At 70.8% G+C, this 20,629-nt stretch carries 15 protein-coding genes; all 15 read right to left on the bottom strand.

Going from position 1 to position 20,629, the window contains the following annotated elements; translation table 11 throughout:
- Positions 1–89: 89 nt before the first annotated feature.
- Genes DNK52_RS05960 through DNK52_RS05895 form a run of 15 tightly spaced genes read right to left on the bottom strand, consistent with a single transcriptional unit; the run spans position 90 to position 20,616 of the window.
- Positions 90–2,165, bottom strand: coding sequence for an ATP-binding protein (locus tag DNK52_RS05960; protein ID WP_110240090.1), 2,076 nt, complete (start codon positions 2,163–2,165; stop codon positions 90–92).
- Positions 2,162–3,754: a hypothetical protein gene (locus DNK52_RS05955; protein WP_162598644.1), complete on the bottom strand. Its 1,593-nt coding sequence runs from the start codon at positions 3,752–3,754 to the stop codon at positions 2,162–2,164. The genes DNK52_RS05960 and DNK52_RS05955 overlap by 4 nt, the downstream gene beginning before the upstream one ends.
- A 2-nt stretch (positions 3,755–3,756) precedes the next feature.
- Positions 3,757–5,496: a hypothetical protein gene (locus DNK52_RS05950; RefSeq protein WP_110240088.1), complete on the bottom strand. Its 1,740-nt coding sequence runs from the start codon at positions 5,494–5,496 to the stop codon at positions 3,757–3,759.
- Entirely contained in the window at positions 5,496–7,112 is a 1,617-nt protein-coding gene (locus DNK52_RS05945) for a hypothetical protein (protein ID WP_110240087.1), read from the bottom strand. The genes DNK52_RS05950 and DNK52_RS05945 overlap by 1 nt, the downstream gene beginning before the upstream one ends.
- Before the next feature lie 34 nt (positions 7,113–7,146).
- The gene (locus tag DNK52_RS05940) at positions 7,147–9,897 is read right to left on the bottom strand and encodes a phage tail protein (RefSeq protein ID WP_110240086.1); all 2,751 of its coding nucleotides are present in this window, start codon (positions 9,895–9,897) and stop codon (positions 7,147–7,149) included.
- Positions 9,897–12,092 (bottom strand): baseplate J/gp47 family protein, encoded by a 2,196-nt coding sequence (locus tag DNK52_RS05935; RefSeq protein ID WP_110240085.1) that lies wholly within the window; start codon positions 12,090–12,092, stop codon positions 9,897–9,899. Before DNK52_RS05935 ends, DNK52_RS05940 begins: the two co-directional genes overlap by 1 nt.
- Positions 12,089–12,505 carry a GPW/gp25 family protein gene (locus tag DNK52_RS05930; protein ID WP_110240084.1) on the bottom strand — a complete coding sequence of 139 codons (417 nt, stop codon included), beginning with the start codon at positions 12,503–12,505 and terminating at the stop codon, positions 12,089–12,091. Before DNK52_RS05930 ends, DNK52_RS05935 begins: the two co-directional genes overlap by 4 nt.
- Positions 12,505–14,025 carry a hypothetical protein gene (locus DNK52_RS05925; protein WP_162598643.1) on the bottom strand — a complete coding sequence of 507 codons (1,521 nt, stop codon included), beginning with the start codon at positions 14,023–14,025 and terminating at the stop codon, positions 12,505–12,507. The genes DNK52_RS05930 and DNK52_RS05925 overlap by 1 nt, the downstream gene beginning before the upstream one ends.
- Positions 14,022–14,723, bottom strand: a complete 702-nt coding sequence (locus tag DNK52_RS05920) for a phage baseplate assembly protein V (RefSeq protein ID WP_110240082.1) — start codon at positions 14,721–14,723, stop codon at positions 14,022–14,024. Before DNK52_RS05920 ends, DNK52_RS05925 begins: the two co-directional genes overlap by 4 nt.
- The gene (locus tag DNK52_RS05915; protein WP_110240081.1) at positions 14,723–15,799 is read right to left on the bottom strand and encodes a phage late control D family protein; all 1,077 of its coding nucleotides are present in this window, start codon (positions 15,797–15,799) and stop codon (positions 14,723–14,725) included. Before DNK52_RS05915 ends, DNK52_RS05920 begins: the two co-directional genes overlap by 1 nt.
- Positions 15,799–15,957: a hypothetical protein gene (locus DNK52_RS15995; protein ID WP_162598642.1), complete on the bottom strand. Its 159-nt coding sequence runs from the start codon at positions 15,955–15,957 to the stop codon at positions 15,799–15,801. Before DNK52_RS15995 ends, DNK52_RS05915 begins: the two co-directional genes overlap by 1 nt.
- A 1-nt stretch (position 15,958) precedes the next feature.
- Positions 15,959–16,690 (bottom strand): CIS tube protein, encoded by a 732-nt coding sequence (locus DNK52_RS05910; protein ID WP_110240080.1) that lies wholly within the window; start codon positions 16,688–16,690, stop codon positions 15,959–15,961.
- Entirely contained in the window at positions 16,683–17,150 is a 468-nt protein-coding gene (locus DNK52_RS05905; protein ID WP_110240079.1) for a phage tail protein, read from the bottom strand. Before DNK52_RS05905 ends, DNK52_RS05910 begins: the two co-directional genes overlap by 8 nt.
- On the bottom strand, positions 17,150–20,164 hold the full coding sequence (locus DNK52_RS05900) for a hypothetical protein (RefSeq protein ID WP_110240078.1): 3,015 nt from the start codon (positions 20,162–20,164) through the stop codon (positions 17,150–17,152). Before DNK52_RS05900 ends, DNK52_RS05905 begins: the two co-directional genes overlap by 1 nt.
- Complete coding sequence (locus DNK52_RS05895) at positions 20,161–20,616, bottom strand: phage tail protein (RefSeq protein WP_110240077.1); 456 nt, start codon at positions 20,614–20,616, stop codon at positions 20,161–20,163. The genes DNK52_RS05900 and DNK52_RS05895 overlap by 4 nt, the downstream gene beginning before the upstream one ends.
- Positions 20,617–20,629: the final 13 nt, after the last annotated feature.

The following is a 20,629-nucleotide window of genomic DNA, read 5'->3' as shown; positions in this document are numbered from 1 at the left end:
GCGGTGACCCACCACCGGAGGCCGGTGCGAGCGGGGGTGCGCGGTCGACTCTGACCCTGACGTGGCCCTGCTGCGCGCCCGGTCCGTGGTCACTTCCGTCTCCCTGCCCGGCGCGGGGCGGCCTCCGCCACGGAGCGCACGTACGTGTCCAGCGCCACCGCCGAGTCGGGCGGCGCCGGGGAGAGGCCGAGCGGCATGGCGCCGGCCTTGCGGTACTCGGCGGCAATCGCATCGCGCACGGTGCGGGCATCGAGCGGCCGCTCGTCACGGGCGCTGAGCAGTCGGGCGTACTGGACGGCATTGCGGATCTGGCCGCCGGTGAGGCGGTGACGCTGCCCGATGAGAGCCACCTCTTCGGGCCCAACCTGGTGGCCGTCGGGCAGGTGCAGTGACCAGATCTCGGCCCGTGCCTCGGCGCGCGGCTTGCCGAAGAGGATCGTGGCGTCCATCCGGCGGTTGAAGGCCGTGTCGATCCGGTCCGGGGAGTTGGTGGTGACCACGATGATCCCGGAGTAGGTCTCCAGGCGTTGGAGCAGGAAGTTGGTCTCGAGGTTGGCGTACCGGTCGTTGGCCGAGCGCACGTCGGTGCGGCTGCCCAGGAAGGTGTCGCCCTCGTCCAGCAGCAGGACCGCGTCGAGCTGCTCGGCCTCGGTCAGCAGGCCGTCGAGGATCTTCTCGGTGACCCCGACGTACTTGTCGAAGACAGCGGCCAGGTCGACGCGGTAGATGCTGCGACCGAGCACGGAGGCCAGCGTCCTGGCCGCCAGGGTCTTGCCGCACCCACTGGCACCGGTGAGCAGGGCGCGTACGCCAGCGCCTCCGACCCCGCGGTCACCGACGGCCAGGGTCTCGCGCAGCCGGCACCGACTCTCCAGCATCTCCAGGTCCGTGCGCACAGGAGCACTGGTCACGACGTCGTCCCAGCTCAGGTCCTCGTTGTCGATCCGGGTCGCGCGGGTCTCCAGGACGTGGTCGCAGAGCCGACGACTGGCCGCTCGTACGTCGTCCACGCCCGGGAGCCGTCGCCCGTCCAGACGTGCGATCACCGTTGCGTCTGCCGCGAGGCGGCGCAGGTGCCCGTCGGGGACGACACAGGCCGCGGCGAGCTCGGTGAGGCGGACGTCTCCTGCGCGCGGGAAGAGGGCCTTCCACAGCCTGTGTCGTTCGTCTGCATCGCCTCGGTGGAGGGTGAGCGAGGCGGAGCGTTCCTTCTCCGTGGTGCGCAGCCCCCCGGCCACTCCGGTGAGGACGACCAGTGGGCCGGAGTAGCCCGGTGGGCGCGGCACGTCGATCTCCTCCCCCGCCACCAGGCTGAGCGAGACCGCCGGGATCGCGTCGAGCGAGGCCGCCAGCACGAGCCCCGGCCCCCGGAGAAGCTCGTCGGGCGTACGCCAGAGCAGACGCCGGGTGCTGGCGGCGGCGACGCTGGCGGCGCCGTCGGCCCCCGGCACCTGGCGGATCACCACGGTGTCGAGTTGCTCCTCCTCCAGCATCCGCAGCAGTCGGACCAGCTCCTCACGACGCGATCGGTGCCAGTGCCTCAGTCGGCTCGGATCACCTGCCGGTGTCGCCGCGGCGAAGTCGGCCCAGGCCTCGTCGTCGCGGACGCTCGCCCACCATGACGGCGCCACTCGACGTGCCTGCCCGACACCGGGGACCTCGATGAGCACCTGGTCACGGGTGAGCCGATCCAGCAGGCGCGCCACGACGCGCTCGCCCGGTCGTTCGAGGGCACCCACCACCACCGCGGTGGGCATGCCCTCGGCGGGAGCGACGCCCTGCAACTCCCTGACGACCTGGGTGAAGCGCTCGTCCTCCTCGGGCAACGCCACCAGCCCCACGGCGATCCGGTCCCGGACCTCGGCCAGGCCGGGGACCAGGGTCAACGGGAGCGGTGGCACCGATCCGCGTCGTGCCGCCGGGGCTGCTCGTTCGAGGTCGGCGAGATGTCGGTGCCACCAAACCACGGCTGCTTCCCAGCTGATCGGGTCGGGCAGCACCCGGGCGAGCTCGTCGACGTAGCCTGCGACGAAGGGTTGGCGTTCAACGAGCTCGTCGACCCCGCCGGGCAGGGTGGTCTCGGCCAGGTTGAGCAGTGCCGTGACCCCCGCCAGGGTGAGGGCGCGTGCGTGCTCCTGGGTGGTGGTGCCCCGACGGGGACTCATCGCTGCCCTCCGGTGAAGTGGAAGAGCACCACTCGGCCCAGTGCCGGCACCCACCCGGGGTCGCTGTCCAGCGCCCGTCTGCGGATCGACAGGTGCACCTGGGTCAAGGCGGTGAAGAGTTCGACGTGGGTCGCGTCGCTCGTGACGCGACCCGGAACGGCCAACAAGGTCCCCCACCCCGGCTCGTCGTCGGCGAAGGCCAACGCGGGCAGGAGGGCCCTCAGTGCCTCGCGACAGCACTGGACGACGACGGGCTCGGGAGCCTCACCGGGCTCGCGACCGGCCAGGGCAGAGAGCAGGTCCCAGATCGGGTCGTCCCACGTCAGGCCATCCCGATCGGGAGCGGCGCCGCCCTCGCCCTGCGACCACGACAGGGCGGCCCGCGCCAGTCCGTCGACCACGTCCCAGGCGTCTGCGTCGACGAGGCCGAATTCAAGCAGGTCGAAACGGCGTAGGAGGTTGACCAGGTACAGCACCCCGCCGAGGTTGGTGCGGACCCCGTGCTCGATGCCCTCTCCAGGACCAGGGTGATCCAGTGCGTACGTCTCCCGCCCGGTCGCCGCCGATGAAGGCGTACGCGAATCGGGCACTCTCCCGGCAGGGGACTCCACTTCGTCCCGCGGGCTGTTCAGGGCGACGGGCACCGTGTGCGGCGACAGCCGCTGGGCCACGTCCTCCAGCCCACGAGCCCCGGGATGAATCAGGGTCCGATGACCGTCCCCGACCCCGGACCGTCGCCCCAGCAGTGTCGCGACCAACCGGGCGAGGCCCGTGGGGAAGTCCTCCCCGGCAGGCAGGTGGCACAGGGCACGCGCGGAGCCCTCGCGCCCGACGTGCCAACCCGGGAGGCCACCGGACCCGACCCTCCGCCCGGAGGGCGCCCAGTCCGCCGGGGAGTCATGCGAGGTCGTCCGCGTCGACGCGGCGCCGAGGTCGCCCTTGGCGCCCCGCGCGGACAACACTCCCCCGAGGCGGAGGCCGACCCCCTCCTCGGCGGGTGACTGCTCTGGTGACCACCCATTCGAACCTCGCCCACCCCCTGGGTCACCTGTCGTCGGGTCGACCGCTGCGACCTCGCGCAGCCAGAGGTCGTGGCGCTCGGCGATGGCCGTCAGCACCCGCCACCGGGTCGCTCGGTCGAGTTCGCCGACCACGTCGACCAACCGACCCCAGCCGATCAGCGCCGCCAACACCCCCAGCACCGGAGTGCTCGGATCACTCACCACCGCGCGCAGCGAAGGAGGCGGCAGAGTGGTCCGCAGCAGCGGCCAGCACCAGTGGTGCTCCAGGGTGTGACCCGAGGCAGCCAGCAGGTAGCAGGCCAGCATCTGGCTCTCGTCGTCGAAGAGCACTGCCTCGGCCTCGAGGGCCAGGCCACCGCGGATCGGGCGTACGGCCCGCGCAGCACCCGCCTGCACCTCCGCTGCCACGGCTGCGGGCACGTCGTCGGGATCGGCGACCACACTGAGCCGGCGGACCAGGAGCACGGCGCGGTCGTCCAGGGCAGGAGGGCGCAACTCCTGGATCTGGGGCACGGCCTTCCCCTCGGGCCAGTCGACCAGAGCAAGTCGGGCAATACGATCGTCCACGATCACGAGGGCCGGTACCCCACGCTGGCGCGCGCCCTGACCTCGGGATCGCTCTCCAGGGCGACCTCGAGACCCAGGAGGTAGGGAAGCTTCAACGACTTCGAGGGCTGGTCACCTTCGGACGCCTCGAACTCTTCGTCACTCCTGCCTCTCTCCGTGTCGTCGGAGAGCGGACGCCTCTTCTCCCGGAGGAGGCCGCCGTTCGTCTCGGTCAAGGCGATGAAGTACCTGACCTCCACCACGGTGCTCCCCTCGGGCAGGGACTGGACCGCCTCACCGGAGGCCACGGTCGCCTCCGGATCGGCCCGGTTGGCCAGCCGCGAGGAGGCCACCGGATCGAGCACGTACTCCCCCGCCGTGTTGGTGGTGATCCGGAACTGGACGCGGACTGCATGTCCGTCGAAGCTGCGGACCGGCCGGACATCCTGGCTGACCACGGTCACGTACGGCTCGTCGTCGATCTCCGGCTCCAGCGCGGCGATCCGGTCGATCACCCCGTCCAGGTCGATGCGGTCCCGATAGGGGTGAGTGGCGGAGACGAAGACGGCGTAGGGGCGGCCGGACGACAACGACTCCCGGACCGGCACCACGGTGAGCGGCAGACCTCGGGTGCTGACGAGGTCCACCGGAGCATGACGGCACCCGTCCCGGATCACCGACTCGACCCGGGCGCTGTCGATCGTGCGCTCCGAGCGTCTCCACGCCACTGACGACAGTGCCTGGAAGAAGGGCAGGGTCGCCGAGGTGCGGAAAGCAGCCAAGGTGGCGGGAGACCCGATCGCTGTCCCGGGAAGGATGCCGGCGGCCGGGAGATGACGGAAGTGGACTCCCGCCCGGGGAGGGTCGCTGGAGCTGCCCCCGAGGAGGTCGGTGAGTTGCGCCTGGAACTGTCTGAAGGTGGCCTCCCCCGCCGCCGCCCGCATCGAGGAGACGAAGCCGCCCAGTCCGGTCGCGTCGTCACCGGCGGGACGACAGGGTCGCCGTACGGACCACTCGTCGAGCTGGGTCACCGTGCCGCCCTGCAGGTAGAACAGCGCGAGTGGGACCTCGCAGCCCTGCAACCCGACCAGGTCCTGGGCGGCCTCGAGATCGGGCTGGGTGCCGGAGGCCGTGGTCACGTCACCGAAGATCTCCCAGCGTCTGGACCCCAGGAAGAGGTGACTGACGATGTTGCGAGAGAGGGCTGAGGCGCTACCCAGGTTGGCCGTCCCGGACAGGTCCAGCACCGCGGCCAGGTAGGTCGGGTCGATGCCGATCCGGCGGAATCGCACGCCCTCGGTCACGTGGCCGGGTCCACAGGACTGTCCGGTGAGGTAGGGATCTGCCGGTGCCGACCCCGCCTCCACACTGTCGGGACGCACTGTGAGCAGGAAGGCGTTCGAGGCGTTGGAGCCACCACTGGTCCCCCCGCAGTCGGCAAAGACAGGGCCCGAGGACGTCGCCGGTTCGGCCACGGCAGCCGTCCCGGCCAGGCGCACCTCGGTGTCGAGGGGGAGTTCGATCGTCTCCCCCAGACGGTTGATCCCCACCCCGGAGCTCACCCGGACGGTCGTGGCGCTGAGTCGAGTCACGTGCAGACCTGCAGCCACTCCCGGGCCGATCGACCGGCCGAGCAGGCGCCGGTGACTGCGTTCGGCGCCCTGCCACTGGCGCATGTCCTCGGCACTCAGGATCCGGCCGTTGAAGAAGTTCGGGACCGAGATCCCGCCGGTCACGTCGATCTGGTCCAAGGGCGTGCTCATCACAGGTCCTCGGTGAGTTGGGGGACCTTGTCGAGCGTCTCGTTGCCGGCCTCGCGGTCGTCGAAGGCAGAGATCTCGACGTGCAGGGCGGAAATCGCGAGCACGTCGTCACCGAGGTGCTCGACCACCATGTTCCGGTACTCCTCGACGTCGCGCTCGAGGAGTTGTCCGACGAAGACGACGACTCCCTCGTCACCCATGTGCACCACCTGGGTCCGCAGCAGGGCACCCCCGGCCTCCGGTGTCAGCTTCACGACGAACTGTCGTCCGAAGAGCTCCCGAAAGGCCTCGCGGGTCTCCCGGTAGCCGTGGAAACGCAGGTGCAGCAGGCTGCCGACCCGCCCCCGGGCGAGAATCTCGGCCTCGAGCCCCCCGTACCTGGTGCGCTGGGTGACCTCTTCGAGGAACCCGTCGGAGTTGAGGTGCAGGTCCAGAACTCCTCCCGCCACGATGGCGTACGGCGTCGGGCGACAGCGGACGTGAGGCTGGATCTCCGGTGTCACTGTGCCCACGTCGTCGGTCTGGGGGCGCCACACCCGACCGTCGAACTTCAGGACCAGCCCGATGTCCGAGGAAGTTGCCCCGAAGTTGGCCGGGATCTGCACGTCCGCCAGCAGATCGAGGTTGAGCAGGCGTTCCTCCCATCGTGGGTTGGGGGGTGGGGCGTCGGTACCGATCCCGGTCCCGACCTCGTCGGGGCGCACCGTGCCGATCACCACGTTGCCCTCTCGAGCGGTCGGGGCGTTGACGTCGGTCAGTTCGTCCAGGGTGAAGAACGGATCCGGGTCGGGTGGAATGACGACAGTCCCTCCGCCCTCCACCCGCAGCAGCCACTCCTGGATGAACTGGGTCGAGAGCACCAGGGGCCGGTCGGAGAAGGTCAGCCACGACGCCTCCACGTCGCTGCCCAGGACCAGCTCCTCCTCGACGACAGCCAAGGGCACGTCGACGCGACCGAGGACCACACATCCGGGCTCCAGGGCGTCGAGCGTGGGGTTCGCGAAGCCACCCGGGTCGCCCCTGGAGGAGACGAAGTCGGACAGGGCGCTGCGCTTGGTCGCCAGGTCGGCGTCCTCGTCGAGGAGCACTGTCATTACTCCGGCCTCGGGGAACTCGTCCAGGTCCCCACGCACCGGAGGCTCCTCCAAGGTGAATCCCAGCTGGAAGGAGTCCTTGACCCGGGAGGGCTGGACCGAGTTGTCGAGGGTCCGGCACGGTCCACTCGGCACGGGGATCAGGTCGGTCGCGCACTCGTCGTAGCAGAGTGTGATCCAGACGGGGACGTCTGCCGGGAGCGCCGGCAACTCCTCACGGTGGGCCGCCAGCCACGGAAGGAGGTCGGCGCACTGGGTGACGTCGATGCCGATCCACCGCCCCTGGGCGTCGAGGGCAGCACCGGGATGCACCTCCACGTGCGCCTCGTCCGCGATCACGAGCTCCAACCCGGCGACGACCCCCCACCCGTGGAGGGCCCGCTGGTGCCGTTCGTCCCTGGCCATCAGGTAACGCTGGTCCTGTCGCAGCTCGTCGTCACCGACGATCATGCCCAACGAGTAGCGGACCCGCTTGTCCGGATCGAGTTCGCTCATTTCGTGCGACGGCGCGAAGACGGTCATCGTCGCTCCCCTTCCTCCCACCTGCGTGGGTGCATCAGTCGTGGTCACATCCGCAGGACGCGGTGTGGGTGGTGGGTGGAGCCAGCCCCGCCTGGGTCAGGCGGCTGCGGTTGAGGACCAGGGCGGCTCGCCGCGCACCGGCACCGAGCCGGGTGTCGACCCCGAGACGGGCGTCGCCGAGTTGGAAGGCAGCCCAGTAAGGGCGTACGTCGAAGACGGTGTGCGCGGGCTTCTCCTGTTCGACCACCCGGCGAGCGCGTTCGAGGAGGCGCAACTGCTCGCCCTCGGGTGTCTCCAGGTCGACGGGCAGCAGCACCGAGAAGCGGTGGGCGGACTCGGCGATCGGCACCACCAGGGAGACCATCGCGGTCCAGTCCTCCAGTCCCGGGCCGAAGGCCGGCAGACGATCCGGCCAGCCGACCGCGTCGAAGGAGGAAGGCGCCGGCACCATCTGGTGGGCCGAGACGAGTCGTTCGATCCGCTCGTGGCGTTGCAGCAGGAACCGACGCCACAGCGGCAGGTGGGCATCGGTCAGCGAGACCGTACGCAGACCGAGTTGGCCACCGAGGAAGCGGACCCAGTCGGCCTTCGCGTCGGGGGCCACCGGTGTCAAGGGGCTGATCTCCACTTCGTCCGGTGTCCGCCCGCGCAGCCAGTCCGGCACCCCGATCGCCGTGCTGCTCCAGTCGGGACCATGTCGAGCCACCAGCGCCTCGCGGAAACGTTGGTGCAGCTCGCTGCTGCCCAGTCCTGGCACCCAGCGGTCGGTGGCCGCGACTTCGTCGGGCCCTTCGACCCGCGTCTCCGTGGGCCCTCCGGGCAACGGAATGGTGACCGACCGACTCAGGTACCGCTCGGCAATTCGCACGATGAAGGTCGGGTCGTCGGCGACATCGTCGAAGGCCGCCTCCGGGCACTCGTCCAACACCAGACGCAGCATGGCCACCAGACCGCCGGGGGTCCCGCGTCGGGCGAAGAGCCGGGTGGCGTGGGTCAGGAAGAGTCGCCGCCGACGCTCGTCGAGGTCGGAGTCGAAGACCGATCCCAGCCAGGAGTTGAGCCAGTCGAGGTACCGCGCCGGGCTGGTCCGGGCATCGAAGAGGAGGTCGACGTCGGCGATCCGTCCTTCCAGGTCGCTCAGCAGTCCCTCGGGGTTGGCCAAGTAGCGCTCCAGGAAGCGGGTGGGCGCGTCCTCCTGGGCGTAGACCTGCGGCAGGTACGCGTGCAGGTAGGAGAAGCGGGGCGCCACCAGCCGCAGGGCGGCGATCTCCGGGGTCGCTCCCCCGGCACTCTCCAGGGTGACCCGCAACTGGCAGAAGCGTCCGTCGGTGTGCTGGACGAGCGTCTCCCAGGTCCCGGGGGCCTCGGGGTCAACACGGTCCCCGAAGTCACTGGAGTCACCGGGGTCGCGGGAGTCCCGTCGCCGGTACGGCGTCGGCTCCAGGCGCCACGGCATCCCGGCCAGGGCCTCGAAGTCGTCGGCGGCCCGGGTCTCGACCCGCAGCGACGTGCTGCTCGGGAGGCGTCCGTCGATCAGCACGCGGTGCCACCGGCAGCCTCGTTCATGACCGTCGAACTCCGAGGTCACCACCGTGCCCCAGGAGCGGTGGCGCGACCGACCTCGGGTGACCAGCGGGTGCCACCGCCGCGCAGTGTCGAACCAGACCGACTCCCCGTCACTGACCAGCCCTCGGCCGTGGTGGCGCCGCATGGGGAAGTGCTCCGCCAGAGGAGCGAAGTCGTCGTCGACGTCGAAGGTGAAGACCTCGTCGCCACCGGCGTCGCTGACGAAGAGGATGGATCGCCCTGCCGTGTCCCGCACGACCGCGATGTCGTGGCCCCGGACCGCCGGGTCCGCCGTGGGGTCGGTGAGCCTGCCGGCCAGGGCGATGTCGAGGTCGAGGTGCCCGGCACGGGCTTCGCCCTCGAATCGCACCACCTGACGAGACGCCAGGTCGAGCACCAGGTAGGAGGCATCGTCCAGGGCCACCACCGAGACCGCCCGTTGCAGGGGCAACACCCACGGCACGGGGAGGCCGACCACGGCTGGTTCCTCGACCTCGTCGCTCCCGGTGTCGCCTTCTTCACTCTCATCAGGGGGCAGTTCGGCACAGCGATCGAAGACCGGTGCCTCGACCTCGGTCGCGATCAGCAGCTCGGGGTCGGCACGGGAGTCCAGCGGCCAGATCCGCGTCGGCTCGGCGCGTCCGGGCAGGGCGTCGAGCACGAGGAGTCCACCGTCAGGGCGTCGACACGCCTCGACGGGCCGGAAGTCCGGCACCCACGCCGACCAGTCGCGCACCACCGGGTCGCCGCCACCCAGGAGATCCAGCAGGAGCAGTCCGGGGCCCGGGGTGTCCAGGAGGCCGACGACGAGCCAGCGGTCCCGGGTCGCCACCACCGCCCCCAGTCGTGTCGGGACGCTCATGCTCGGCGTACAGGGGCTGAAGGTCTCCGCGCCCACCGCGGCCCGGGGAGGCCAGTACCTCGTGGCATCACCCTCGTCGGTGCGCCACAGACTCACGGCGTCCTCGCCCACGTGCCAGAAGACTCCGTCGACGTCGCGGTCACTCCCCCGGCGGTCATCGGGCTGGAGGCGGACGAGGCTCTCGGTCCGGTCGAAGGGCACGGTACGCCGCAGACGCAGCCCGCAGGTGGGGGTCCATTCGAGGTCCGGCTCGGGGTCGCCGCTGACGACGGGTGGGGTACCACTCTCCCCGACGCGCGTGAACCAGTCCTGCTCGGTGAGGAGTAGGTGGAACGAGGAGCCGTTGACGTCAGCCATCAACACTCCTCCGGGATCGCCGGCACCGGAAGCAGCCGGGTCGTGGGCGGTGCGGAGTCGGCACCGGTGGCGATGGTGGGGGCGTCACCGGGTTGCACGGCGAGGCCGACCAGCCTGGGCAACTGCAGTCCGCCCAGGGGCAGCGAGCCCACCACCGTGACGCCGTCCGGACCGGTGAGTCGCACCCCGTTGATCCGGGCGACACCGTCCACCCGCGCAACGACCGTGAGGATCTCCAGTGGGTCCACGGCCTTGGCCAGGGGCCAGGCACCCAGGTCGTCGTCCGCCACGGTGTCCACGGGTGAGAGCAGGGCGCGTACGCGGGCCTTGATGCGTTCGCGCACGTCGGGGACGTCTCGTCCCGGAGCCGGGTCGAACCCGATCGAGAGCACGATCTCGACATACTGCGGCCCGAGCACGTGCAACTCGGTGGTGACCAGACGCCGAGGCTCCAGGTGGGAGCAGACCTGGTCGAGGAACATCTGGTCAGGCCGCGGTGCGTCGGGTTGGGCGGGATCGAATCGCGGGATCACCATGACGGTGACCACTCCTGGTGACTCGACCCCGACCAGTAGCGGGTGCAGGAGCGGAAGGATCTCGACCCGCCCGAGATCGACACCCGGAGTGCGCCGGACGATCTCCAGCATGTCCTGGCGGGTCACCAGACGATCGCGGTGGTGGATCTCCTCACTCATCCGGGCCTCGGCGTCCTCGATGCTCTCCGCGTCCTGCCCACCCCACGTCGCGACCGGGTTGGTGACCTGGAGCCCCGGGGGCAGTCCGAGCGCCGTCCTGACCCCACCGGCAGGCAGCACGCCTGCGGCTCCCTCAGACCAGGCGTACTCGGCACGGATCCGCGCGCCCCTCGGCGGCCGGGCACCGCGCAGCCCGTCGCCGAAGCGCACTGTTCCGTCGGAGTCGCAGAAGAAGACGTGGGGGCTGCGGTCCGCCACCGTGCCCGCATGCGTCTCCGCCGGCGCGCTTCGCAGATCGTCGACGCGTTGCCACTCGACTCCGTCGACCCGGATCCTGACCGACTCCGCAAGCACCGAGCGTTGTCCGAGGTGGACGCGTTGGTCCGACTCCCCGGTCCCGTCGGGGAGCCGCTCCTCGGCGACTCGGCCGATCTGCCGCATCGTGGTGGCATTGACCCCGAGCCACGAGAAGGAGGCACCGAGCGCACCCCCGGGGCCGCTGCTGGGCAGCGCCCGGGTGATGCGCAGCCAAGTGACCACACGGGCCCGTTCACCGGGCTCGAGGGGCGGTGGGAAGTCACCGAACCCCTCCTCGCTGCCCTCCAGGTCGTCCCACAGCACCAGCTCGTCGGGCGGTGGCAGGGTCACGTCGAGGACCCCGGGCTCGACGAGCACGTCTCCGTGCTCGGAGGTGTCGAGCTCTCGGTAGGTCGGGATCCGTGGCTCCGGGTCCACCGGCAACGGACCGGGGGCCGGAGTGGTCACCACCAGGCGCGGGGCGGGACTCGCCCTCAGGACCGAGGCTGGCGCCATGACGCGGGAGGCGTCGACGACGTCGGGCACGATCCCGATCGAGAGCACCTTGCCGCCGATCAGGTCGCGCACCGCCTGGACGAGGGTCGGTCTCGGCGCCAACAGCGCGACCCACAGTGAGCGGTCCACCGACTCGGCGATCCGGATCGGCCGGTAGCGGGCGCCTCCGGCGGGCACGTCGAGACGCCTGGTGTCGTAGAGCTGCACGTCGTCGGCGTCGGGGTCCAGGTCGGCGTACATGGACAGGTAGGCCGAGCGCGCGGAGTCGCCCAGCTCGGCCGTCGACGGCACCTTGGCGCAGGCCAGTGCGCTCACCGGCAGCACGTCGATGGCACGGTCGGTGAGGAACGGCACGTTGCCCGCCCGCACCTCGGCGCGGCCCGGCACGACGTGCGCGGCCAACGGCCCCTTGGTCGCGTCGAAGGCGACCAGCCCTTCGGCCGGGACCGGGGAGCGCTGGCGCAACCCGAGCAGGCGCAGGAAGGCCCGACGGTTGCGTTCAGGGACCAGATTGGCCCGGTAGAGCAGGCTGTCGGTCATGAAGGCGAAGAGCTGGAGCAGGGTGATTCCGGGATCGGCGTCGTTCCAGTTGTTCCAGTCCGGGTTGTGCACCGCGATCCTGGCCTTGGCCTCCGCCATCAGCGTCTCGTAGTCCAGGTCGTCGATCGACGGCATCTCCAGACTCATCGCAGCGCTCCTTCCACGGTGCCGGCCGCGACGGGCACGGCGAGCGAGAGCTCCCCGGGAGCTCCGGTGGCCACCAGGCGGTAGCGCACCTCGATCCGCGCCGTACGCGGGTCGTCCCGGTCGGCGCCCACCTGCACCTGGTCCAGGCGTACGCGAGGTTCCCACCGGTGGACGGCTCTGCGCACGGCCTCCTCGATCAGGTGGTGGGTGAGCGCAACGTTGGGTTCGTAGAGGTAGCGACGCAGTCCGGTACCGAAGGCCGGAAGCATCACCCGCTCCCCCGGTTCGGTGGACAGGATGATCCGCAGTGAGGTCGCGATGTTGTCCGGGCCCTGGCTCAGCGCCACGCGGCTGCCGTCCGAGAGGCCCACGGGGAAGGCGACTCCGCGACCGAAGGTGGTGGCGAGTTCCATCAGTCACCTCCAGGCTTGGGAAGGCAGATCTTGAAGAACGGCACCCAGAAGAAGACGATGTTGAGCAGCGAGACGACGACCATCAGCAGGATCAGGGCACAGATGGTGATGATCGGGATCGACAACTGGCACACCATCCCGAGATCGAAGGTCGGTTTGCCGCCGATGTCGTCGAGCCCCCTGACCTGCTGGATCTGGGCCCGCAACTGCTTCGAGATGACCACCGAGACGTTGCGCGGGAAGGACCGCAGCCCGGCCGGGGAGGTGTCGAAGGGCAGCGAGATCTGGACCGGTCGGGCCGGGGCGTCCGGGTCGAAGAACGAGGCGAAACGGAACGGCACGGTCGGCGGGCTGACCCATTCCGGGCGCGGGGTCGGGCAGTCGAGTCGCCGATAGACGCAGCGCGCCACGTACTCCAGTCCGCGCACCGGGTCGGGGTCCCCGGTCGGTGCTGCGGGAGGCGTCGGCGGCGCCGGCACTGTGCCGCGGTAGCTGATGAGCCGGGTGATGAGCGTCGCGACGTCGAGGTCACGCACCGACTCGAGGTCACTGGCCAACTCGTCCGAGGGCGGGTCTCCGTCCTGCAGGGCTGCGCGCTCGGCGGCCACCCGCTTCACGATCGTGGCCCAGGTCAGTGCGGGGGTGGCGCGCGCCTGGACGTCGAGGTGGGTGTCAGCCATGGTGGCGGGGCTGCCGTGCACGACCTCGCTGACGAAGTCGACCAGGTCGATCAACGCCCAGAGGAACATCTCCTCCAGGTCGTCATCGGTGACCACCGGACCCGCGGCGAAGACGCCGACCTGCCGGAACGCCTCGATCACCGTCCCCTCCAGCAGCGCCCTGTGCGGATTGGCCAGGAGGTCACCGGTGGTGGTCGTCTGGGCGACCACCGCGCGCCCACGTGCCTCGTACCGCTCCCGCGCCCCGACCGGTACGAGACCGGTCAGCAACCGGGAGCGGCGCGCGTCGTGGGTGTGCACCGTCGGCACCAGGGGCAGCAGCTCCTCTCCTTCACCGAGGGCATGACGCTGGGCCACCGGCTGCCAGGAACCGGCGCTGCCCTCAGGGGTCCACGCGAACTCGTCGAACGAGGTGGGGTCGAGGACGTCGACCGCTGCGCTGCCGCTGGGCTCGACGCGGCGCAGCACGAAGCCGACCGACTCGCTGGGCGACAGGCGACGGTCGGGGAAGCCGAATCGCCGGCAGCAGAGGTGGGCACTCACCAGGTAGTAGCGCTGGTGGGCCGGTTGAAAGAGTTTGAGACCGACCGGAGTGGGGCTCTTGGGTCGGGCCGGCACCGCGTGCAGGGGTGGTTGGGTGTCGGACCAGTGCTCAGGGCCAGCGATCCGGGCCGCCACGGCGGCCGGCGAGGTGGCCAACGAGGTCTCCAGCTCCACCATGAAGTCATCGGACCGGAAGGCGAGCAGTCGCGGTGTCTCGCCCTGACCGAGCACCCGGGGACTGCGCCACACCACGCGTTCGCCCGGCCCGGGGGCCTGCGGGGCGCGAGCCGGGCTCACCAGATGTTCCCGGCGCCGGGGGTGTAGCTGGTCCCCACCACGGTGTTCGCGATGAGGGTGTCCGCCTGGACCACACCGCTGAACCTGGACATCCCTGCATTGACGGTCACGGTGCCGGCCGTGACCTCGACCGTGCTCGCGCTGACGGTCAGTTTGGCGCTGGTCTCCACCGTGATCCCACCGGGGGCCAGCTCGACCCGGTTGCCGTTGGGATCGGCCACGGTGAGCGTCGTGCCGCTGTCGAGCATCTCGATGGAGTGCCCCGCCGGGGTGTCGATCGTGAAGGCGACCGCCCCGTCGGTGTCGTCCATGACGACCCGGATCCCCGAACGCGAATGGATCGCGCGGATGTTGTTGGCTCCCCCACCGTCCATCGACTCGGGCGGGTCGTCGACCCCGTTCCACAGCGAGCCCACCACGAAGGGGCGCCGCGGGTCGCCGGCCTCGAAGCTGACCGCGACCTCGTCATCGACATCCGGGACCCACCAGGTCCCGCGCCCACCACCGGCCATCGGCACCACCAGCCGGCACCACGCCTCGAGGGGCACCCCGTCGGTGTCCGGGGCCCACGGAAACTGTGCACGCACCCGGCCCTGCCCATCGGGGTCGACCACGTCCACCACCAGGGCGACGAACACCCCGAACCATCTCGAGTCGTCGTGCAGGCCGAGCCGTTGCTCGGGTCTGGTCAGCGTCATCACAACATCAACTCCGCGCGCTCGACGTGCAGGAGGGTGCGGTAGCCCTGCTCGAGGTCGAACAGGTGCTGGGTCGCGACGACGTCGTGGACCCCGGAGAACCAGGGCCCCACACCGACCAGCTCGACGCGGGTGCCGACCCGGATCCGGGCGTCGCCGTCGGCCACCACCTCGCCGGTGACGAACCGCCGGGCCATCGCCAGGAAGTGACCGTCGGCCATCTGCTGGGCCTCGTCCGGACCCAACGGCACGGCGTGCACGATTCTCTCCGCGCGGGTGCCGAACGACTGCTCCAGGAGTTCCGCACCGGCGGTGCCGCCCCCGACCCGTTCAGAGGCCAGGGCGGCGACCTCGGTGCGTACGTCGATGGACTCCTTGGTCGAGGGGTCCCACCCGCTGACGGCGAAGGACGTACGCTGCCCCGCCAGGTCAGCGACCAGGCTGGCCTCGCGCAGGTTCTGCCGGTTGCTGAGCACGACCGGTTGGCCGCGCCGACTACTGCGCCGGGCCACGTGCAGGGTGCGGTCACCAAGCCAGACCTCGGCCCCGACCGGCCGGGCACGGCCACGGAGCAGGGCCAGGTCGCTCTGGTCTACCTGGGCCACGACACGATGGACGGGGCCGGGCAGGTCCACCTCGGCACCGAGCCCGTGGTCGGCAGCGATCTGCTCGAAGACCGAGGCATCACTCATCTCCTCGAACGCCCGGGTACGCCGCGTCATCCGCAGGTCCTGCAGCGCGTCCTCGGCCAGCATCGTGAGTTGGCCGCCCCCCTGCTGGGCGAACTCGGCTCGCAGTCCGGTGATCCGCCCGGTGAAGAGGGTGCCTTCGCGCTCACCGGCGCCCGCGTCAATCCTGACCTCGGCACCGAAGTCGAGGAGCTCACGGTCGAAGAAGAGGAACCCGGGGTCAGACCCCGCGGCGGAGACGTTGTTGAACCTGGCCTCGCAGGTGACCATTCCCTCGGTCGACTCGCTCACCGTCAGCTGCTCCAGCGAGGCGCTGAGCACCCCGCTGCCCTCCCCGGCCACCGCGACGAGGGGAGTAGCGGCCTGCAGGGCCGGGACGACGGTCATCAGTCCGCCGCCCTGCGGGCTCGGCGCTGGTCCTCGCGCGCCTGGATCCGGACCACGTCCGCAGCGCGCAGCCCGGGAGGTGGACTGGCGGCGGAGGAGGCGGGTTCGCCCGGAGGCGGGGCGGCGACCACCTCGAGTTCTCCCACGACGACAGGCATCTCAACTCCTCCTCGGGCGCTGGAGGCCGGCACCGGCACCGGCCGTGGCACCGATCAGGGCATCGGTCTCGGGGAAGCGGGGGTTCTCGATGCCGTTGGCCGCTGCCACGCTCTTCCACGCGGCCGAGGTCGCTCCGGGGGCGGTCACCGCCTGCTGGACCGACGTCCCCTGGGCCAATGGGGTCTGGGGCGTCACCCCGGGGGTGGCGCCACCGCCGGAGCCACCGCTGTTCGCCATCCCCTCGATGCGGAAGCGGATCTCCTGCGCGGAGAAGCTCAGCGCGATCCTCGATCGCAGCGGGCGCCCGTCGTGACTGAACAGGTCCAGTGTCTCGTTGAGGGTGGTCATCACGCCGTCGAAGGTGAACGCGCCCCACTGGAGGCGCACGCCGGGCACCTTGAACTCAGCCGGAGCGCCGTCCGACTTCTGGGGAGTGATGAAGTGATGGACACCCTCGGTCAGCGTCCGCAGGTCGCGGCCCTGGGGGTCAACGGTCGCGTCGAACCAGAGTTCCAGATCCAACTTCGTCGAGCTGGCGCCGACGTACTGCATGGCAGCAGTCCCGGCCGCCTCTGTCCTCGCCACCGTGTTGGCTGCGGTCAGTTTCAGCGACTCCGGGTTGAACTGGACCTTGACCGTCCTGCCACCCGAGGTGGGTTGGGCGTCCTGGTGCTCGGTACCGAGATCGATCTCGATCAGCTCGGCCACCGCGAGCGGTGTCTGGTCAGTCACGGGAGGCCTCCTGTGGCTTGCGGAGGCGGATCGTCTCGTAGGCGACCTGCAACTCCTCGACGGCGAGTTGTCCGGTGGCGGCGTCGAGGGCCGGCACCTTCAGCTTGGTGGGGAGGCAGCGTTCGAGCACGAAGGTCGCCTGCTCGCTCCTGCGGTCGGCTGCCAGGGAGACCACCTGGCAGGTGGCCCGCAGACCCCGCTCCTCGTCGAGCGTGACCCGTTCGAACCAGTCCCAGAGGTCGAACGAGCTCGTCATTCCGCGCTTGAGGGTGAGCGTGCCGTTGTTGACGATCCCGCCCAGATGGATCATCCGACCGTTGTCCCCACCGGCGCGGATCGTCTTGTTGGCGAGCGTGACCTCCAACCCGTCGCAGGCGGAAAACCCTCCTTCGCAGAGGGGGGCGCTCTCCCCCTCGAGCGTGATCAGCACCGAGAAGTTGAAGGCGGTGAAGATCCCCATCAGGCCACCTCCGAGAGTCGGAAGCCGCCGTCGTCGGACTGCACGAGGCGGACCACCAGGAACTCCAGGGGAAAGGACGGTGCGACCTGGAGCTCGACCACCAGGAGCCCGGCGTCGCTGACCCGCTGCGGGTTGAGTCCGGTGTCGCAGAGCACTCGGTAGGCTTGGTCGGGCCGAGTGCCTGCCAGCGCGCCGAGCCGGAACATCTCCCCCAACGCCGACTCGAAGCGGGTCCGGGTGAGTCGACGCAGGTCCGGTCCGTTCGGCTCGAAGACCAGCTCCCGCCCCTCGCGCAGCGCTAGACGCCGCAGCAGGATCAGCAGTCGTCGTACGGTCACCGGACGTACGCCCGGATCGGCAGCGAGCGTGTCGACACCCCACGCCCGCACGCCCGCACCACGCAGCCCGGGGGCACCGACGCGGGAGACCGTGAGTGGGTTGATCCCGGCGGCCCGCAGGGCACCCGGCTCCGTGCCGCCGCGAATCTCGTCGACCCCGACCGCACCGACCAGGGGAACTCCTGCGGTCGCGATCCAGGGCCCGCGCAGCAGCGCACCGCGCGCCATCTGTCCGGCGACGGCCCCGTCGGCCGGCAGCGTACGCACACCGTCCTCGCCTGAGGTGAGGGTCCAGGGGTGGTGGAACTGTGCCCAGTCCGTCCCGGCCCCCGGGGCGGCTGACAGCAGACCGAGATGCCGCTCCATCGTCCCGAGTCCGTACCAGCGCGGGAAGGAGAGGAGCAGCGTGAGGTCGCGTCGGGCCGCAGCCAGGACGACCAGCGCGCGATGCACTGCCAGCCCGGCCGGTGAGAGCGTCGCCTCCGGGTCCTGGCCGTCGGGCTCGTGGAGCAGCCACCGACGAGCGGGCACAGCGCTCACGATGACCGTGTTGGACCAGGCCCCGGGAATGGGCCCAGCGACCGACCGCACCCGGACGTACGTGGTGGCGCCCAGCGGCCGCGGCACCAGGAACTGTCGCACCGCGACCGGGTGGGTGAGCGTGCCCGAGGAGAACACCGGGTCGCTGCTGACCTCGATCTCGAAGGGAGCATCCGCGCCGGTCCAGGTCACCAGGAGGTCCGCGAGGACGGCATGGGGTGCGTCGAACACCTCGGCATCGCACTCGTCGAAGGGTGCTCGGGCAGCCGGGACGTCGACGGTTGCGGACCACGGCGAGGTCAGGCCTCGACGCTGCGCGCGCACCCGGTGGAACCAGCGTCCGCACCGCCCCTGCTCGACCGGACGGGTGAGCGGGTCGGCCCCCAGCAGCACGGTCTCGACCCCGGAGCCGAAGTCGGCCCGCTCGCATCGTTCGAGCACGAAGGAGTCAGCTGGCTCGGCCGCATCGAGGGAGGCGAAGGGGTCGTCCCAGACCAGGTGCCCGCTCTCCCCCGTGGTCTCAGGCAGGAAGGTCAGCCGCGGCGCGCCCACGGCCTGGGACGCGGTGGGGCTCTCCTGCTCCCACTCCCCGTGCAGGGCGTCGGGGACGGCCAGCACGGCCACCTCCTCGAGCGGCAGCAGCGCGTGGATGCCACGCAGTTCGAGCCCGTCGACGAAGAAGCGACGGCGAGCGGCCTCCAGCAGTGTCTCGGCCCCCCGGTCCGCGAGGGCCGGGTCGAGAAAGGCGTCCGGGTCGCGGCGCGCGACCCCATTGCGTGCCCGCGGCCCTTCGGCGCCCACCAGCGCGGTCCGCACGCCGGCGGAGCCGTGGACCACACCGAGCCCCAGGGGAAGGCAGGTGGTGGGGGTGTCACCGTCGGCCGCGGCCGAGAAGCGGGGATGACGGACCAGCTCGTCCAGCGGGCCGGTCGGTTCGTCCCGGCCGCCGCCCGCGCTCCTGCGGTAGCGACGCACGTGCAGGCTGTGGTCCGAGGGCAGGTGACCCACCCAACGGGGGTGGGCATCGGTGAAGCCGAGTCCGTCGACGGCACCCAGTGCCGCGTCACCACGACGGGTGGCCAGGCCGAGCTCGACGACGCTGACGCGGGCCAGGGTGTGGGGTCCGCCTCGCCCGACACCGGGGTCCAACAACCGCCAGGCTGGCCAGCCGCTGACGACGGACCGGGCCGCACCGACGGCCGGGACCCCGTGGGCGGGGGCATGGACGCTCAGCAGGATCGGGGCTCCGAGCCCGTCCTCCAGATGGAGGACGTCACCGGTGGTGGGGGCGATCTCGGGGGCCAGCGGGACGGTGAGTCGAGTCGCGCCGTCGGCGTCGACCTCGTAGGAGTCGACCGGCACCGTGCGATCGCCTCCAGGTCCGTTGACCTGCGCGGAGAAGATCCCCGTGCGTGCGGTGTCGCGCACCGGGTCGAGCCACGTCTCGTCGTCCGGACGCCAGGTCAGCGTGCGCTGGCCGGCCGCGTCGGCATGCTCCGTGCGTACGCCCACCCAGAGGGTGCGGCCCGTGGTCAGGACCACTTCCAGGAGGTCACCCGGCCCCACGACTGCTGAGGCGGGAACCACCACGCGTCCGTCCACCCAGCCGCGCAGGTCCAGCGACCCGGGCAGTGTCACCAACGGGTTTCGGGTCACCCGCGCGGTGACCGCCTGGTCGTCGGCGAAGGCACCCGGCGAGCGAGCCGGAAACACCACCGCACGCCATCCGTGCGGATCCCCCACCCCGCCCCGAGCGACGACACCGGGGACGACGAACCGGGCAGTCGAGGCGTCCTGGGCGACCCTGACGACCCAGCACGCGCGTCCCCCGTTGTCGAAGAAGGCCCGTACGGTCGGTCCCAGCAATGAGGTGACGCGCCGGTCCCGGTCCCGGGCCGGTGCTGCCGGTGGACGAGCCAGGCCTTCAGCCAGGACCACGTCGGCACCGAAGGTGTCCTGGAAGCTGGCCACGTCGTGGACCAGCACGGGGACGTCGAGCGGACCGGCCTCGGCATACCCGACGAAGCCGGTGACGTCGAGACGTGGCAGCACGGACGGACGGCCCGCTGGCGAGGCCTCGAAGGAGAGGCCGGGCCAGCGCGCGGATCCGGCCGACGCCGCCAGGTCGAGATTCACTTCTGCTCGATCCGTTCGCAGGCCAGGACCAGCTCCTCGACCGCGACCTCACCGCCGGCTCCACTGAGGGTGGGGCCGGTGTACTTCAACGGGCGTGCGTTGGAGAGCTGCCACACCTGGGCCTGGGTCGTGCGGTCCTCGGCCAGGAGGGTGACGGTGACCGTCTTCAACTGCTCCTGCTCCCCGGCCTGCACCGCCTTGATCCATTCGAAGAGCGCCAGGTTGCCGATCACGCCGCGCTTGAGCGTGATGTCGGGGACCTTGGACAGACCCATGACCTTGGTGACGTTGTTGAACGAGTAGTTGCCGTTGCGGTACTCGGCTGCAGTGATCTCGACCCCCAGTCCGCTGACCTCCTGGAACCCGCCCGAGTCCTGCTGGGCGTCATTGATGTCGGTGATGTCGACCAGGAAGTTGAACTGGCTGTACGGGCGATCGCGTTCGGTGGCCATCTGCGGTGCTCCT

The organism is Nocardioides gilvus, assembly GCF_003194605.1.
Taxonomy (GTDB): domain Bacteria; phylum Actinomycetota; class Actinomycetes; order Propionibacteriales; family Nocardioidaceae; genus Nocardioides; species Nocardioides gilvus.
Note: the sequence above shows the minus strand (reverse complement) of the source record. Positions and strands in the feature narration are given on the sequence as shown.

Bases quoted from the DNA above. Each gene is read 5' to 3' on its own strand.
- DNK52_RS05960 (WP_110240090.1), bottom strand. From the start codon at position 2,165: ATGAGTCCCCGTCGGGGCACCACCACCCAGGAGCACGCACGCGCCCTC.
- DNK52_RS05915 (WP_110240081.1), bottom strand. From the start codon at position 15,799: ATGACCGTCGTCCCGGCCCTGCAGGCCGCTACTCCCCTCGTCGCGGTG.
- DNK52_RS05920 (WP_110240082.1), bottom strand. From the start codon at position 14,723: ATGACGCTGACCAGACCCGAGCAACGGCTCGGCCTGCACGACGACTCG.
- DNK52_RS05940 (WP_110240086.1), bottom strand. From the start codon at position 9,897: ATGGCTGACGTCAACGGCTCCTCGTTCCACCTACTCCTCACCGAGCAG.
- DNK52_RS05895 (WP_110240077.1), bottom strand. From the start codon at position 20,616: ATGGCCACCGAACGCGATCGCCCGTACAGCCAGTTCAACTTCCTGGTC.
- DNK52_RS05945 (WP_110240087.1), bottom strand. From the start codon at position 7,112: ATGACCGTCTTCGCGCCGTCGCACGAAATGAGCGAACTCGATCCGGAC.
- DNK52_RS05935 (WP_110240085.1), bottom strand. From the start codon at position 12,092: ATGAGTCTGGAGATGCCGTCGATCGACGACCTGGACTACGAGACGCTG.
- DNK52_RS15995 (WP_162598642.1), bottom strand. From the start codon at position 15,957: ATGCCTGTCGTCGTGGGAGAACTCGAGGTGGTCGCCGCCCCGCCTCCG.
- DNK52_RS05930 (WP_110240084.1), bottom strand. From the start codon at position 12,505: ATGGAACTCGCCACCACCTTCGGTCGCGGAGTCGCCTTCCCCGTGGGC.
- DNK52_RS05950 (WP_110240088.1), bottom strand. From the start codon at position 5,496: ATGAGCACGCCCTTGGACCAGATCGACGTGACCGGCGGGATCTCGGTC.
- DNK52_RS05905 (WP_110240079.1), bottom strand. From the start codon at position 17,150: ATGGGGATCTTCACCGCCTTCAACTTCTCGGTGCTGATCACGCTCGAG.